At 57.8% G+C, this 15,519-nt stretch carries 13 protein-coding genes and 1 pseudogene; 5 read left to right on the top strand and 9 right to left on the bottom strand.

What is annotated here, in order from left to right:
• Window positions 1-6 precede the first annotated feature (6 nt).
• Together E2I15_RS01785 and E2I15_RS01780 are read right to left on the bottom strand one after the other, a co-directional pair.
• Entirely contained in the window at window positions 7-1,221 is a 1,215-nt protein-coding gene (locus tag E2I15_RS01785; RefSeq protein WP_246668482.1) for an MFS transporter, read from the bottom strand.
• On the bottom strand, window positions 1,218-2,819 hold the full coding sequence (locus E2I15_RS01780) for a class I tRNA ligase family protein (RefSeq protein WP_210241938.1): 1,602 nt from the start codon (window positions 2,817-2,819) through the stop codon (window positions 1,218-1,220). Before E2I15_RS01780 ends, E2I15_RS01785 begins: the two co-directional genes overlap by 4 nt.
• Before the next feature lie 571 nt (window positions 2,820-3,390).
• Between E2I15_RS01780 and E2I15_RS39090 the strand changes: the two are divergent.
• Window positions 3,391-3,686: pseudogene (locus tag E2I15_RS39090) on the top strand (PAS domain-containing sensor histidine kinase); the annotation flags it as partial.
• On the top strand, window positions 3,684-3,848 hold the full coding sequence (locus tag E2I15_RS39665; RefSeq protein WP_338134509.1) for an ATP-binding protein: 165 nt from the start codon (window positions 3,684-3,686) through the stop codon (window positions 3,846-3,848). The pseudogene E2I15_RS39090 and the gene E2I15_RS39665, both read left to right, overlap by 3 nt.
• Before the next feature lie 378 nt (window positions 3,849-4,226).
• On the opposite strand, the gene E2I15_RS01770 is transcribed toward E2I15_RS39665, so the two are convergent.
• The 4 genes from E2I15_RS01770 to E2I15_RS01760 all read right to left on the bottom strand — a co-directional run bounded on the left by E2I15_RS01770 (window position 4,227) and on the right by E2I15_RS01760 (window position 8,110).
• Entirely contained in the window at window positions 4,227-4,418 is a 192-nt protein-coding gene (locus E2I15_RS01770; protein ID WP_137484105.1) for a hypothetical protein, read from the bottom strand.
• Window positions 4,419-5,381: 963 nt separating this feature from the next.
• Window positions 5,382-5,705: a DUF7694 domain-containing protein gene (locus E2I15_RS39790; RefSeq protein WP_502707167.1), complete on the bottom strand. Its 324-nt coding sequence runs from the start codon at window positions 5,703-5,705 to the stop codon at window positions 5,382-5,384.
• A 77-nt stretch (window positions 5,706-5,782) separates the two neighbouring features.
• The gene (locus tag E2I15_RS38585; protein ID WP_170991842.1) at window positions 5,783-5,953 is read right to left on the bottom strand and encodes a hypothetical protein; all 171 of its coding nucleotides are present in this window, start codon (window positions 5,951-5,953) and stop codon (window positions 5,783-5,785) included.
• Window positions 5,954-7,903: 1,950 nt separating this feature from the next.
• Window positions 7,904-8,110, bottom strand: coding sequence for a hypothetical protein (locus E2I15_RS01760; RefSeq protein WP_137484109.1), 207 nt, complete (start codon window positions 8,108-8,110; stop codon window positions 7,904-7,906).
• A gap of 854 nt (window positions 8,111-8,964) precedes the next feature.
• Between E2I15_RS01760 and E2I15_RS01755 the strand changes: the two genes are divergently transcribed.
• From E2I15_RS01755 to E2I15_RS01745, 3 genes are read left to right on the top strand one after another with little or no spacing between them, the layout of a single operon-like run.
• Window positions 8,965-10,434 carry an acetyl-CoA carboxylase biotin carboxylase subunit gene (locus tag E2I15_RS01755; RefSeq protein ID WP_137484111.1) on the top strand — a complete coding sequence of 490 codons (1,470 nt, stop codon included), beginning with the start codon at window positions 8,965-8,967 and terminating at the stop codon, window positions 10,432-10,434.
• A 1-nt stretch (window position 10,435) separates the two neighbouring features.
• Complete coding sequence (locus tag E2I15_RS39660) at window positions 10,436-10,939, top strand: acyl-CoA carboxylase biotin carboxyl carrier protein subunit (protein WP_170991843.1); 504 nt, start codon at window positions 10,436-10,438, stop codon at window positions 10,937-10,939.
• A gap of 1 nt (window position 10,940) precedes the next feature.
• On the top strand, window positions 10,941-12,548 hold the full coding sequence (locus E2I15_RS01745) for an acyl-CoA carboxylase subunit beta (RefSeq protein WP_170991844.1): 1,608 nt from the start codon (window positions 10,941-10,943) through the stop codon (window positions 12,546-12,548).
• Window positions 12,549-13,064: 516 nt separating this feature from the next.
• Here the strand turns inward: E2I15_RS01745 and tnpC are convergent.
• From tnpC to tnpA, 3 genes are all read right to left on the bottom strand, one after another.
• Window positions 13,065-14,525, bottom strand: coding sequence for an IS66 family transposase (tnpC, locus tag E2I15_RS01740; RefSeq protein ID WP_137484187.1), 1,461 nt, complete (start codon window positions 14,523-14,525; stop codon window positions 13,065-13,067).
• A gap of 122 nt (window positions 14,526-14,647) precedes the next feature.
• Complete coding sequence (tnpB, locus tag E2I15_RS01735; RefSeq protein WP_137484185.1) at window positions 14,648-15,004, bottom strand: IS66 family insertion sequence element accessory protein TnpB; 357 nt, start codon at window positions 15,002-15,004, stop codon at window positions 14,648-14,650.
• The gene (tnpA, locus tag E2I15_RS01730; RefSeq protein ID WP_246668491.1) at window positions 15,001-15,414 is read right to left on the bottom strand and encodes an IS66-like element accessory protein TnpA; all 414 of its coding nucleotides are present in this window, start codon (window positions 15,412-15,414) and stop codon (window positions 15,001-15,003) included. Before tnpA ends, tnpB begins: the two co-directional genes overlap by 4 nt.
• Window positions 15,415-15,519 lie beyond the last annotated feature (105 nt).

Here is a 15,519-nt window from a genome sequence, read left to right as displayed (position 1 = left end):
AGCCAGTCAATGTTCTCGGCTGCCCGAGAAAACCTGAGTTGCAAGAAGAACTGCATTCGCGACGATAAGCATCATCATGCTTATCAGCAGATTATCGAAGCTGCCGAACCTCACGATTTGCCCTGCGATGTATGGAAATCCGAATAGGCCAATGAAGTAGGAAAGCGTGAAGACTTGAGAAGCGATAGCCAACGATGTCCCATCCGTGTCAGCAATGTACACGACCATACTGTTCAGGGTCGAATAGCTGAGACCGTATCCCAGCGCGAACATCATTGTTCCGAAGATGTAGTTCGCCGTACTGCCTACATTCACGAAAAGAATGAATAGCCCCGCGATAGTGCATATGATGAGGACCGCGGCTACGCGTTCAAGGCGAAATTTTCCAATTACCGGCGCCACAGCAAACCGCATGAAGACGGCCGTCAGCGTGAAAACCAGAAAGAATGTGTCGGCAGACTGCGATCGCGATGCAGCGTAGAGCGTTTGGAATGTGAAAAGACCGGCGAAAACGCATCCCCCAAGGCCGATCATGATGATCGGATATCGCGTGTTCGATTTGAGGGCTTTTAGCACGCCTTCCAGGGTGAGACGTATAGTTGGCAATTTGGTCTGAGGAGCTTGCGCCAGCCCCCTACCGGCGAACTCCAAGAACGTAGCGCCAACGAGACATGCAGCCGCAAATAGGGCGTACACCGCAATGTAGGATCCCGCAGTCACCGCGACGGTGCGCGCGAGAGGAGAAGCAAGTCCGATACCCAGCATTTGAGACCCGGAAAGCAAGGTAAGATACTTGATACGGGCTTCAGCCCGCACGTGACCCAGGACTTGAAGCGGCGCCAGCATATAAAATCCGGACCACCCCATGCCGAGAAAAAGCCCTCCGACGTAAGCGAAGAGCGCTAGAGTTGACGCTAATGCGAAACATATCATCGCGCCCGCCATCATCACTGCGGCTACGGTGATAGTTCGCATTAAGCCAAGTGAATCCGCGATCCGGCCGACCATTAGCGAACACAGTATCGTTGCGATCGTACCGGTCGAAATAACGGCTCCGGCGGTCGTGGCGGTTTGTTGAATGGACCGCAGAGCGTCGACGAGAACGAAGCTCGAGCCATAGGATGCGGCCAAGCTGATACTACCAACCATGAAGGGAATGGAGACTTCTAACGGGATTGCGCTGGGCAGCTTCTCGGCTGGAACGATGTTCGCGACTGTCATGCGGCAATCTTTCCCGGAAGGCATCGTTCAATATCTGAAACCGCCAACCGACGCCCATCGATCTTCGGCGCCCTTCCATTTCGGTGAGGTGAAGGCGTCGAAGCGCGTGCGGCAACTGGATGGCCGCTATGACCAAGCCAAAGCCACAAGGCTTCTGTTATCTTGGGCATCAGCGGCCAGGCCAATATGCTGAACCCCATAAGCCAGGCGTAAGCGGTCTTATGGTCCGGCGAGCCGTCAAGATGATCGACCCACTCGATGAGCGGCCGCGACGATTGCGATACCCGCAGACGGTCGAGCGAAAGTGCGCCGCACTGTCTTTCGTAGAGTCGATCCAACGTAACCATCATCGCACCGTCAACATGACATCCAGCGAGAGACGGCATCGTGTTTAGGGACTGTGTGCAGCGGTCGATTGCCGCGGATATCTTGTCGAGAACCGCGTTGTAACGATCGACCAGGCGCTCTGGTACCAAGTCGGTCTCGGTTTCTTCCGGGCAGATTTCCGACAGGTACACTCTGAGGACGTCGACCGATATATTCGGAATTCGAGCGATTTCGCCTGCCCAGATCACGTGGCCGCGACTCGTAGAGAACTTCGAACCGTTCAGCCGAAGGAAGTGATTGAAAAAAATTCTATCAAATGGGCGGAACGAGTTCTGACCCAATGCGCATCCAGTAACGCCGACAAGCATCGGAATTGTGTTATCGATACCGGTACCGCCAATGAGGAACGCATCGGACTCGCGCGCAAAAGGATTGGGCTTGTGGGTGCCCTCCGTGTCCTTGTGACCGCAATAGAGAGAATGAGCGTAGAGTAACGAGGAGTAGCTAAACAATATCTGCTGGCCGTTGAAATGTCGTGACTTCCAGGCCAAGCCATGTAGCCCCGGTACGGTCAGCCGCATTTGCTGCCCTTTACGTGCGACGTACCGTTTCCCTATCTCCAGAAAGCTAGATTCGATGGCCGTATCGTCCCACGCCCGTAGAAGTCGGTCCTTTTCCGAAATTGAAAGGAATGCTGAGACGTTGCCCAACCATTCGACAATCCGCCCACGCCTGGATACCGGATTCAGCGCTTCCTCGGGCTCAAAATGATGTCCACACTGTTCGCAGAAGAAGCTCCCCGCAGATGCCAGGCAAACCGGACAGGTTGCACCAAACCAGCCTCCAATGCAGAAACGCTCTTCTGGTCTGGCAGTAGAACCCGCATCGTCCACTGGTAGGCGCCCCGCGAGGAAACGAAGCGCGCCCGCTGCAGATAAGGCGCCCATCAGCGCGTTGCCGACCTTCGAAAAGCGCTGCAGATTGCTGCCATACGCCGGATCATCGAAATGATCGAAAACGACCCCGACGGAGGCGAGATCTTCAACAATTCTGATATGGAAGCCATGTGCCAAGGCGGACGGGTCAATGTTCTCAAGAGCCGCTCGGACCAGGACATGGTTCTCGAAACCGTCAGTCGTCAGTCCAGAACGGACATGATGCCCCGCCCTCTTCAGGTGCTTCTGTACAACATCCATTCTGAGATATGGCCCAGCGGCATGTCCCAGATGTGCTCTGCCATTGGCCGTCAAGTTGACGGGAGATATATACACATCAGCGGGATGCGTATTCGCTACATTTAACCGCGGGATCGTTGGACTTCTTTTCACAGCTGCACAATGACTTCATGAACACATATCTGGAAGCATCCAAACCGGTGCCAGACATCGCCGCCAGGACACGAAGGCGCATGCGGCTTATGGGGTTATGGACGCAGTCCGACCGCGCATCTCGAACTAGGCTCCATACGTCGAAGACCTGTAGCCTTCTGTTTGAGATTTTAGAGCAGACGACGCTGTCTCGCGGGATACTCGACGTATCGCTCTACCTCAACTCGCAACATAGGTAATCTCCTGGCCAACCGCTGTTTGGAAGCGATCAGTTCTGACGCCGCGAACGAAGCAAACAGCGCGCCAACTGAAAATGCTTGATTCTGGGGCTTTTCACGCCTGCGTTTCGTCAACTTTCCTACATTGGTCACGAATCTCACAAGCGGGCCGGTAAAGCCGGATGAGAGCGGTCGGAGGGAGAGGAGCTTCGTTTCCCCAGCTGCAGCCAGCTGGTGATGCCGACGACTTGGGCGTCGACTTTCCGCGGATCAACGCGTCACAGCTATGCGCTCCCCAGCATCGAGCAATGCTAGCTGCACATCTCTCGTTTGGCGATCTGATCTATCCCATCCTCAGTCGGACGGGATCTGCGATCTATGTCCGGACCAACGGCAAACCGTTCTTGGATGCGTCCGGCATTTTTCTAGGCTACCGTGGTGCCAGCACTGACATCACCGCAACTATTCAAATCAGGCGGAATAAGAGCTGCGAAAAGCTCAGGCTGAGCTTGCGCATGTCACGCGCGTTACGACATTGGGAGCACTGACGGCGTCCATCGCCCACGAAATACGCCGACCGCTCGCCGCCATGACCCCTTCTTCACCACCAAATCAAGCGGTTATTGGAACGGGATTTTCGATCTGCCGTTCAAACGTGGAGGCCCACGGAGGGCGCCTGTCTGTTGCCCGCAAGTCGGAGCGGGGTGCGACGCTTCAATTCACTCTGCCACTGCATAAGAAAGTCGCGTCGTGATTGGACGTTCCGAGTCGCCGCACGATGATAGGAAGGGGGCGGAACGTCAAACGGCCCTCTCGTCGTCGTGGACGACGGCTCGAGGCCGATCGCTCAAGAACCTCTTTAATCAGTGCGCCTGGGCGCCGCCACGTTCGGACGGCTCGCGAGATACGGCGGAGCAAGCTTCCAGCTGTTGTCAGCTGTCTGGTTCTTGCGCCTAGCTGCCGGATTGAGCGGTTCTCGATTTCCAGAGCGAGCTGGCATCACTGACCAACCGACCCGAGATTGAAGCGTTGGCGAAGAGGTTTTCCGATCCTTCAGGCGCTCGACGAACAGGTAGAACGAGCAGTCTTGTCTCATGACTGCTGAACCAACCCATGCGCCGGGACAAGCAATCTATTCGCGCGCGGCGAGTTCAACGATCGTCGCCGTGTCGATGACCCTGCCCGCAAGGTCCTTGATCAGGATCTCGTTTCCAGATTCGGCGAGTTCATTTGCCTTGGCGAGAGCTTGCTTTGCGGAGGAAACAACGATCCGGACAGCACCGTCTCCGCTTTTCGAACAAACCTGATATCCAATGCCACTCATCGCGCCTCGCTGACGAGGATCTCTAATGTTCTTCCAGATCTACGCCTAGTGCAAACGAGCCACAGCTCGCTTCTTCCGAACAGAACGAGTGTCAGGCGCTTGTCTGCAAAGGATCAATGGATACACAGCTAGACAGCGTCGTGCGATTGAGAAAGCGGGTGGAACGATGCTGATCCATGCATGGTTGCCATCATCGCGGCCGACATCGCGAGACGCTCAGGGCAGCAAGTCGATTCTGAGCGGCATCCCACGGGCCCGACGCTTCTGAACAAGCACAGCGCCGCTATTGACGCAGAAATGTTTCCCACTCCGTTGCCGAGAATGCTCGGAACGGAGCTTTGGGTACGATATTCGGGCGGCTGGGCATCGCTGTCAGCGTCTCTCCAAAAGACAGGCCCGCAACCGCTGGACGCTCCTGGGCAGCTCAGCGCACGTTCCTCAGAGCGAGTGCGGTATGCTCATGCTCTGCCTCTGAAGGATACTACCGCAAGCTGATGACGGGCTGTCGAGCCGACAAGCTTGCAAACGTTATCGATCCATGTCTCCCTATTGCAGGCACACCGTTTTGATCGCCAGCTCTGTTCCAGGCGGGGGCTGGGGCTAACGAGCACGCCGTCCTACTTGCAGTGGCGCCAGCCCTCGATACGACTTCCGTTGTTGCTCCTCCCCCCGATCAACGCGACTTTCCAAGCACTGGCTTGAAGGTCGCCAAAACATAATTCCAATCCCATCATGCCCACAATGAATGCAGCCACGGTGATGCATATGAGACAAATCTTGCTGATTTAGTGAACTTTAGCGGCCACCTGCGCGGCAGCGGAAGTTCTGGCTGAGAACCCGACGTTCGAACTGCCAGGAAAGCCCGACATGCCCCGCGATCGCGCTGCCTTCCGGCGGCGAAGAACCGACGTTTCTACGTTGGCACAGCGCCCTCGTCCAAGGGGATATTGTCGATGCAATTCGTCATGCTGTCGCGCTCATCCGTGCATATAACATTGCTGCTTCGGATGGTCCTAGCCCAACTATGCCTACAAAGCTCGGCGGCGGCATTGGGATGTCCCGATGAGTAGGTTTCCACAGGTGCAGGCAATACCTGCTGTTATTCACATATTGCGAATGAGGTGGATGCAATTGCATCACGCACTCCTCTTCATCCCAGAACAGGTCTTTTACGAAGCACATCTCTTCCCAGTTTGGACAACGCCGCGGCGTCGAGACAGCGACGTGCTCCCAGCTAGGACGAACTAATCCACTGATCTTGAGTTCACACCCGCACGGCCCCTGCACAAGAAATTGGCCGCAGGGACCCGATCCAGGAACGCTGGCGAACTGGCCATATTTTACCCGGCCGGCCTCAAGCTTTTCTATGATCTGCGCTCGCACGTCCCCTCCTTCGCCTCGCGGATCGCCTTGAAGTCGACGTAGATGACGTTGTCTGGCGACTGATTAACCGGCGCCAGCTCGGTCGTCAGCCCAACGTTCCAAAACCACTCTTCAGCGAACCATCTGCTAAGAAAAACGCTGATGTCCATCATCACTTGCTCTCCCATTCTTGGTTTTCGAACGCTCACATCGTGTTTGAGGACACGACGGACATGTTCATTGGCCCCTTGATCGTGGCCGCGCGCGATCCGCTACGAATCGGTCAGTTGCCCCATGGTTGACCCGATGGGCGAGCCCGGTGGACAACTCCGTCACCACGTCGAGTCTCGCGTGGGCCACGTCGCCCATCCATGCTGGGTGGCTTGGCCTCTCATCGCCGGCCTTCAGGCAGGTCAGCCCTTGAGCCTTGGCATGTCCAAACAGATATCATTGCCCTAACCGTGCAGATCAGGTGGTGATCTGCTCGAGAATATGAATTGGACCGAGGCCGATCATGGCCCATCAGCTCATCGCCGATGGACCGATCGTCGTCCCGGCGGCTCCATTTGATCGCATGTGATACCTGCTTGTACGTTCCATTCTGGCTCGAAAACCGCGCGCTGCCGCCGCTATGATTCGGACGGCGCCTTGGTCTGCGCTGTCATGTGGGCACTCGATAGGTAGCAGCACACACTTCTCGCGGTCTGAAACAGTGCCAATGCGTCATCTATGTGACCATGATCCGGCTGTAATAGCGCAATCTCGAACCAGTTCGCATCGGAGCCGCGGCTGAGCCAACATGTCATTGAGTGAGCTGCCAACATCTCAAATTCTTCTTCCATCTCAGCGGATCTTCGTCAGCTAGCGGTCAGGGAAGGCGACTAGCCTGGCTTACTGCCTCAGACTCAATCGCGATCAACGGCGATCTTTCGGACCGCTTGTCGCGCCTTTGTCGCTGACGACGTATCGACTGGCGTCGTCTTTCAGACATCGGTGTCGCGAATTCGACTAAGGGCAGCTAGACCATGGCGTTGAAATCGACAAATTGCATTTTGCTTTTGTCAAAGCGGCGCCGGTCTCTCCGTTCGTGGCATGCTGATTGCTGCGGTCAAGAAAACGAAGCGAACAGGACGCGCCGCTCTCGTCAATCCACGATGGCTATTTGGGCCGTCCGGAACGCTGCAGCGCTAAGCAGGCCGGCAATTCGCAGGATTTTTCGTCTGAGCGACGATACGGACGGAATTCTTACACTCGAACCTTGAAGGAAGATCACGAAACTCATGACCGATACGAGACACCCAAACGCGAGCCTCCTCCCGTGGGCCAGCGCATCGTGGGATGAATGATGCACTGGCGCACACCAAAGCACCCCATGATCAAGCATTATGGCGTTGATTGCGGATCTTGGCCGACGCAAACGAAATGGAACCTGTGGCCACTGGTTGGGTTGTTCCTAAACGCGCTGCTCTGGGCCGGCATTTGCTGGATCGTCGCATCGCTCCTATGAGCGGTACAGAACCGACGGCGCTGTCTTGACAAATAGTGCGGCACACGAGCGCTTCTCGACCACTCGTATGCCGCGACTGCTCCAATCGAATCGTGCTGAGGATGAAGCCGGCGCACCACCGCCAGTCTGGCGGTGGTGGATCTCTTTCTTTGACTTGGTTCAAGTCAACACCTGCGGACTACCTAGACACGACATGCGGCTCTCTCGCGACGCAAACGAAATAGGTGGAGATAACAGGACAACGCCTCGGATCGGCGGACTGACATGACCTGCCAAATGCCGATTGACATCGGCTATTACCCGCGCACAGATGCGCAACTAAGGTCGGAAACGTACTTTGTGAGGCTTGCGCAAGGATGGCGGCAGGGATTGCGTCGCCAGCCTCGCCAGCGCCCCCGACCCCATCGCAACAGGAGCGGGGCGTCATACCACCATGCTGCGCGCGGCCACCTCGTCCTTCCCCCCGTTGTCCGTCGCCCCCCCCGAACGGCGCGACTCACTCCGCACACCGTCTTGCAATAGACTTGGCCGCGCCAAGCGCGCTGAGCGACCTTGCTCCATCAATGAAACTGCGAGCAGGTATGCCCGCGCGCGCTTTGCCGAGCGCACCCAGCTCTCACAAATCATAGTCGGACAACGTATCGTTCTCGTTTTTGCGCGCCTGCCAATCTTGGGCCCGCAGAGCCAGCTTGTCGTATTCGACGGCAATCTTAAGAAGCCTATCTCTTAATTTGCCGTAGGCGAGTGCTTCCGCCTTCTTTCGCGTTGCTTCCGCACGGCCACGCCAGTGATCGGGCTCGTAGAGTTTACTTTTTGGATTCATGGGGCGAGCATGCAATTCTCAGATCAAAGAAATGCGACAACCGCGCTACGTACAATTACGTAACAGCGAGGCTCATCTCGTTGGCTACGCCGCGGGGCCATTCACGGGCGCGCACAGCAATACTGTGCGTACCTTCCATCCGAACTCCCTCGCGCAAGCGTCCGCCTAAGACGGAATATGCACATTCCAAATATCTTCAGACGATTGGGCCCACAAAGGGGCTTGAATCACTCGTTGCGTCAGATTGTACGATCCTAGACAACTGGGGACCACCTTCGACAATCTCGACGCTTCCTGACAGAAAAAGAGAACTGCGCGGCCGGGCCCATTTTCCGGTCGTCAGGTTATCTTGCATTTAGTCGCCGAACAACAACCGCTGCACCACCGACTTGAAAGGATATCATGAGTCAAAACCAACGACTCCGTTTGGCTTCGCTTCTCAGTGCCAACTACCGCGCTATCGCTCTTGCTGTCGCAATGACCGCAGCAATTCCCGGACAGGTGAATGCGCGCGACCAAGCGCCGACCGCGGGGGAGACGGAGGCTTGCATGGAAGACGTGTTCCGCCTGTGCAGCAGCCACATACCTGATCGCGCCGCCATTGCGTCTTGTCTCCGATCAAAGCAAGCGAGCCTCAGCCAGCAATGTCGCTACGTGATCTCCGTTCGAGATACTGGCAAGAAGAACAGTGACTCAAAGTGAGGGATCGCCGGCCGTGAGCGTGCCAGTTCACACTCAGAAATCGATCAAGCCTGATCTTCCACCAAGGCAAGCAGTATGCGGGCCGTCGAGAGCGGGTCCGATCGTTCACAACTGACGGAAGCTCTAGCCACAGTGCTTGTTCGGATAGGCGAATGCACAAATTACCCTTCGATACGGTTCTAATCGCCAATAGGGGCGAGATAGCTGCACGAATTATCAAAACGTTACGGACGCTTGGACTCCGTTCTGCAATTGCCTACCACGACGTAGACGCCCTGACCCCGGCCGTCTCCATGGCCGACTTGGCGATTCCGATCACCGGCCGCACGCCGGTGGCGAGCTATTTGGACATTGCGCAGATCATGGCTGCCGCTCGCAAGGCGAACGCCGGGGCGCTGCATCCGGGTTATGGATTGCTTTCCGAGAGTGCGGAGTTTGCCAGGACTGTGATCAAGGCAGGCATTACCTTCATTGGGCCCGCTCCAGAAGCCATCGAGCTCATGGGGGATAAAATCCGGGCCCGCAATTTCGTTCAGCGTAACGGCTTTGCAGTCCTTCCCTGCGCCATCGAAGAAGAAGATCCGCCGACATTCGTTTCGAGAGCGCAAGCTGTTGGATTTCCTTTGCTGGTGAAGCCGACAGGGGCCGGTGGGGGCAAGGGCATGCGGATTGTCCGCGACCCAAATGAATTGGAAGCAGCCATCGAGGAGGCGCGCAGTGAAGCGCGTCGCTACTTTGGAGATGGCCGACTTTATGTCGAACGATATCTCGAAAGCCCGCGGCACGTCGAAGTACAGGTGTTGGGTGACGCCTTCGGTAACATAGTCCATCTCTTCGAGCGCGAGTGTTCGGTGCAGCGCCGCTTTCAAAAGATCATAGAGGAGACGCCCTCGCCCGCGTTATCACCAGAGTTGCGGACACGGATTTGCGAAGCCGCGGTCGGCATCGCTCGTGCGGCGCAATATCAAAACGCTGGAACGGTTGAGTTCATTCTCAGCGAAGGCGAGTTCTACTTTCTCGAAATGAACACCCGCCTTCAAGTCGAGCATCCAGTGACCGAGATGGTCACTGGCGTCGACCTGATCGCCGAACAGGTTTATGCCGCAGCAGGCCGCGAACTTGCGCTTTCGCAATCCGATATTGCTTCGAACGGGCATGCGATCGAGCTCAGGCTATACGCGGAGGCTCCCGAACGCGGATACGTCCCAACCACTGGCAAAGTACTTCTTCTGGAGTATCCGGACGGCGTACGGATCGACAGCGGCATCGTGCGAGGTCAGCACCTCACGCCGGTGTTCGATCCAATGCTTGCAAAGATTATCGTGCATGCACCAAGCCGCATAGAGGCTGCCATGAAAGCCCATCGTGCGGTTCGGGAACTTGTTCTACTTGGGTGTGAGACCAATGCAAGCTTGCTCGCCCGGATCCTAGCTGACGAGGCATTTCTCGGCGGTCAGGTCCATACGGGATACCTCGAAGAAAACCCGCATCTTGCAACGGACAATTTTGCTACCGGATTGTCTGCGTTCCTGGCATCTGCCGCGCTCCTGACGAGACCGGTGCGTGCTTCCGCTGACGCCGTGCCCGAGCTTCAAGCAGCATTTGGCAGCTGGAGAAATTGACGTGTATCACTCGTTCGAGGTCGACCGCATAGACTATAGGCTATGGCTTTCAACCAGCCAGCAGGGCTATCGGCTCCATTTGCGCGACCAAGTGATTGCTCCCGTCGCGTTCACGCAGCACAATGAGAGTAGCGGCATCCTGACCATTGCGGGGGAACGCGAACCGGTCAGGTTCGCCATCGATGGCGACCTGATTCACCTGCATATACGCGGCAGAACCCGCATTGTACGCTACAACGACCCATTGCGATCGCTCACTTCCTCGAATGACGAAACACGCCCTCTAATCGCCCGTGCGCCGATGCCTGGCGTAGTTGTTGCGACTACCGTTTCACCTGGCCAATCAGTCTCGGCGGGAATGGCACTGATGATGATTGAGAGCATGAAGCTGCAGACGATCATACGCTCTCCGCAGGACGGCATCGTCGATCGCATTCACGTCAAGGAAGGCGAAAGCTTCGAGCATGACGCTGTGCTGGTCACGCTCTCCGAAGAAGGGCGCTGAAATGCAGCGGATCGGTTCCGTAGCGGACGTTAACTCGCAAGCGTTTCGCCGCAACGATTTCCACAACAGACAGCTTGCGGCCGAATTGAAGGAACGGCAGCGCGCCGCCCGCTTCCACCGGCCAGAACGGGACTTCGAGCGATTGCGTCGACAGAACAAACTGTTTGTTCGCGAGCGACTCGCAGCCTTGCTCGACCCGGAAACTCCGTTCCTAGAGCTTTCCACGCTGGCCGCCAACAAAGCGTATGATGGCGAGGTGCCAAGCGCCGCGCAGGTCGTCGGCATCGGCATTGTGTCGGGCCGGGAGGTGATTGTTCATGCCGACGATGCCAGCGTGAAAAGCGGCGCATGGTATCCGCTCTCGGTCAAGAAGATTGTGCGGGCCCTAGATATCGCCATCGAAAACCGTCTGCCGGTGGTTCATCTGTGCGACTGCGCCGGTGGGTTCCTGCCTTTGCAGGCGGAATTCTTTGCGGATCGCTACCACGCTGGTCGAATCCTCCGGAATCAATCGATTCTCTCGAAGATGGGAGTGCCGCAGGTCGCCATCGTCATGGGCCACTGCACCGCGGCAGGGGCGTACGTCCCCGCACTTAGTGAATACAACATTATGGTGGAAGGTACGGGAGCGATTTTTCTCGGCGGTCCCCCGGTCGTAAAGGCTGCCACCGGGGAACACGTGTCCGCCGAAGATTTGGGTGGCGCCCTCATGCATACCAACGTGTCGGGGACCAGTGATTACGTCGCAAGCTCCGAGATGCATGCAATTGCGATTGCTCGCGACGTCGTCGCTCGGTTCCGCCAACCGTCGAAAACCTGGATCGATCGAGTGGCTCCTGAGCCTCCCGCTTACAGTGCTTCCGAACTCTACGGCATCATTCCAAAGGACACCCGAGCGCAGTTCGACATGCGAGAGATCATCGCTCGTCTAGTCGATGGCAGCCGATTCCATGAGTACCAGCCACGTTATGGCACGTCACTTGTGTGTGGCTTTGCGCGGCTTCATGGGTATCAAGTCGGGATCCTTGCCAATAATGGCGTGCTGTTCAGCGATAGCTCGCTGAAGGGCGCTCATTTCATCCAATTATGCGACAAGAACCGGACGCCCCTGCTCTTCCTGCAGAATGTCACGGGCTTCATGGTTGGCCGCGAATATGAGCGGCGTGGGATCACCAAGGACGGCGCTAAGCTGATCATGGCAGTGTCCGGAGCGTCCGTGCCAAAGTTTACGATCGTTTGCAATAGCTCGCACGGCGCGGGCACTTACGCTATGTCGGGACGCGCGTTTGATCCTCGATTTGTGTTCAGCTGGCCTAATTCCCAGATATCCGCAATGGGCGCCGAACAGGCCGCAGGCGTTCTCACCCACGTCAAGGCGCGACAGTTGGCTCGCGCGGGCGGACGCCTCTCCGAGCAGGAACTGGCAGCCATTCGAGAGCCAATTCTCGAAGAATATCACGAACGATCGAGCGCCTATTATGCGACCTCCGAAATCTGGGACGACGGCATCCTGGATCCTGTCGACACCAGAACCGCCCTCGCAATTGCATTGAGCGCCTCGCTCAATGCGCCGATCGACGCACCGCAGTACGGCGTGTTCCGGCTGTAAAGCAGGACCGAACGCGAGATGCAGCTTGAGATATAGCACCTTCCGCAACCGTCAGAAGGTAGAGTTCGATGACGGCCACTCCGTGAAAGCAGTAGAGCATGGGGTTCGTGACGTTCTGCGCACCTTCACCTGCAATCTGGCCGGCTACTTTCTGGTAGCCGTGAGGTCGGGCGTCGACCCGAAACAGGGTAAGCGCTGTTCCGAACACACGGGTTTGAGACGTTAGCTGATCTCTATGTTTTTCGGTTGTGGAGGGCTGCCAGCCGTTCCGCCTCAGCTAGTGCCGCAGTCTTGGTTTTAAAAGGGCCAATGTCGTGTTCTTGCGTGTCGGGCAGCCAAGCAGGCAAGAACCACCAACCGCCCGGGCGGTAACTCGTGCTGTTCCTGATCGACCCGATGTGATCAGCTGTAAACCAACCGGGATCTACCCCGTCCTGTTGCCACAAGGGGTTCTTGTCGCTCACTGGCGCGCCTCGAGAATGTTGGCTCGTCGTTTTTCTTCGCTCAGGCCAGATTCTAGCCGTTTCCGTAGGCCCATGGCAACAAACTGTCGAGTTGGCGGTTCGGGTGACCGTTGACGATCCTGGTGAGCACATCGGTGATGTAGGCCAGCGGATCAATGTGATTCAGCTTACAGGTTTCGATCAAGGAGGCGATGACGGCCCAATGTTGGGCACCGCCGTCAGAACCTGCGAACAATGCGTTTTTCCTATTGAGCGTGATCGGGCGGATCGAGCGCTCGACAGTGTTGTTGTCGAGCTCGATATGGCCATCTTCGATGAAGCGCGTCAGGCCTTCCCAGCGTGAGAGAGCATAGCGGATGGCATCGGCCAGCTTACCCTTTTGGCTGATCAAACCGAGTTTCGTTCGCAGCCATTTTTCGAATGCGTCGGCGAGCGGCCGGCTTTTCTGTCGTCGATCGAGACGTCGCTCCTCGGCGCTGCGACCACGGATGTCCTTCTCGACGGCATAGAACTCGGCAATATGCTTGAGCGCCTCGCCCGCAATAGGCGCGGGACCGGGGGCGGCAAGTTCGTAGAAGTTGCGCCGCATGTGCGACCAGCAGAATGCAAGCTGAACGTCGCCACGCTCGGCCAGCTTGCCATAGCCGGCATAGCCGTCGACCTGCAGGATCCCCTTAAAGCCTGCCAGATGGGCGATCGGTCGATCGGCCTTGCGATCGGGGGCATAGACATAGGCGACGCCCGGTGGATCGGCACCGCCCCACGGCCGGTCGTCCGCCGCATAGGCCCAGAGCTGACCGGTCTTGGTACGCCCTCGGCCGGGATCGAGCACCGGCATCGTCGTCTCGTCGGCGAACAGCTTTGGCCGTTGCTTGAGCTTGCCGAGGAGGCGCTCATGCAACGGACGCAGGTGGAAGGCTGCTTGTCCCACCCAATCCGCCAGCGTCGAACGATCGAGCTCAATGCCCTGACGGGCGTAAATCTGCGCCTGCCGATAGAGCGGCAGGTGATCGGCATATTTAGACACCAGAACCTGGGCGACGGTGGCTTCGGTCGGCAGTCCGCCCTCGATCAACCGCGCTGGGGCCGGCGCCTGCATGACACCATCCTCGCAAGCACGGCAGGCGTATTTGGGACGCCGGGTCACGAGGATCCGGAACTGCGCCGGGACCAGGTCCAGCCGCTCGCTTCTATCCTCGCCGATCCTGTGTAACTCGCCCTGGCAGCACGGACAGGTCTTGTCCTCGATGTCGACGACGACCTCGATCCGTGGCAGGTGCGCCGGCAAGGTGCCGCGGTTGCCGCGTCGCCTACGGGCTCGCACCTCACGGCCTTCAGGCGCGCTGACGTCCTGCGCCGCCTCGCTGTACGCTGCCACCTGCTCAACGTCTTCCAGGCCCAGCAGCATCTGATCTTCAGGCAACGTCTCTGCCCGCCGGCCAAACCGATGTCGCTGCAATTCCTTGATGATCTGACGCAGCCGTTCGCTCTCGCACCGCTCTGCAAGCAGCATCGCTTTCAGCGTCTCGGGATCGTCAGGCAGGGCGTCGCTCACACCCAATTCAGAGCATATTCACCACCATCTGGCGACGCGTCCGACGCTCCTGATTCACTTAGCCGCAGCGCCGCCAACAACTATCCCGGTTGCGTTGGCGCCGGCGTCTCACGCACCTCATGCACACGCCGCCAGTCGAGCCCCTCTAGCAGCGCCGACAATTGCGCCGCCGACAGACGCATCACACCGTCCTCGATCTTCGGCCAGCGGAAGATCCCATCCTCGAGCCGCTTGGTGAACAGACACAAACCCGTTCCGTCCCAAAACACCAGCTTGATCCGATCCGCCCGCTTGGCCCTGAACACATAGACAGCGCCCGAGAACGGATCTGCCCGCATGCTCTCTCGTACCAAGGTCGCAAGCCCTTCCATCCCCTTGCGGAAGTCTATCGGTTTGGTCGCCACCATCACCCGGACGGCACCCGAGGGACCGATCACCGGCTCGCCTTCAGCGCCTGGACGATCGACGCAATCATCGTCGGGTCCGCACCACGGCCGGCCCGGATCGTGATGCCGTCAACTTCGATCTCTATGACCCCGGAATCCGCCTTGGCTTTGCAGCGCACCGCCTTCCGCTCAGGCCCAAGAGCGGGCGTCGGCACCACGGCATCCACCACCGCCGGCACAAACTGTACCTCTTTTGCTTCGGAATGACCGCCCGCTGCTTCTCGCAACTGACGGCGCCAGCCAAACAGCTGCTGCGGCGACAATCCATGCCGTCGCGCTACCGAGCAGACCGAGTCGCCACTCGCAGCGATCTCCGCAACAATCCGAGCCTTGTCCTCGTCGCTCCACTTCCGCCGACGGCCGGCTCCGGTGAAGACCTCGAGCCGCCGCACCGGCTCCATGATAGCACTATGCACTGTGTCCATTCTAAGCCCAACGGTCCAAACCGAACCGCAGACTCGCAGATCACCCCGTCAGTCGGTAGGTGGCCCCTGAACGGCGCTTAC

The organism is Bradyrhizobium sp. BR2003 (genome assembly GCF_009720285.1).
GTDB classification, from domain to species: domain Bacteria; phylum Pseudomonadota; class Alphaproteobacteria; order Rhizobiales; family Xanthobacteraceae; genus Bradyrhizobium; species Bradyrhizobium elkanii.
This window is presented reverse-complemented; position numbering and strand designations above follow the sequence as displayed.

What these genes read in the sequence shown, in the direction of transcription:
- E2I15_RS01785 (WP_246668482.1), bottom strand. Translation starts at nt 1,221, where the DNA reads ATGACAGTCGCGAACATCGTTCCAGCCGAGAAGCTGCCCAGCGCAATC.
- E2I15_RS39665 (WP_338134509.1), top strand. Translation starts at nt 3,684, where the DNA reads ATGACCCCTTCTTCACCACCAAATCAAGCGGTTATTGGAACGGGATTT.
- E2I15_RS01770 (WP_137484105.1), bottom strand. Translation starts at nt 4,418, where the DNA reads ATGAGTGGCATTGGATATCAGGTTTGTTCGAAAAGCGGAGACGGTGCT.
- E2I15_RS38585 (WP_170991842.1), bottom strand. Translation starts at nt 5,953, where the DNA reads ATGATGGACATCAGCGTTTTTCTTAGCAGATGGTTCGCTGAAGAGTGG.
- E2I15_RS01760 (WP_137484109.1), bottom strand. Translation starts at nt 8,110, where the DNA reads ATGAATCCAAAAAGTAAACTCTACGAGCCCGATCACTGGCGTGGCCGT.
- E2I15_RS01755 (WP_137484111.1), top strand. Translation starts at nt 8,965, where the DNA reads ATGCACAAATTACCCTTCGATACGGTTCTAATCGCCAATAGGGGCGAG.
- E2I15_RS01745 (WP_170991844.1), top strand. Translation starts at nt 10,941, where the DNA reads ATGCAGCGGATCGGTTCCGTAGCGGACGTTAACTCGCAAGCGTTTCGC.
- tnpC (WP_137484187.1), bottom strand. Translation starts at nt 14,525, where the DNA reads ATGCTGCTTGCAGAGCGGTGCGAGAGCGAACGGCTGCGTCAGATCATC.
- tnpA (WP_246668491.1), bottom strand. Translation starts at nt 15,414, where the DNA reads ATGGAGCCGGTGCGGCGGCTCGAGGTCTTCACCGGAGCCGGCCGTCGG.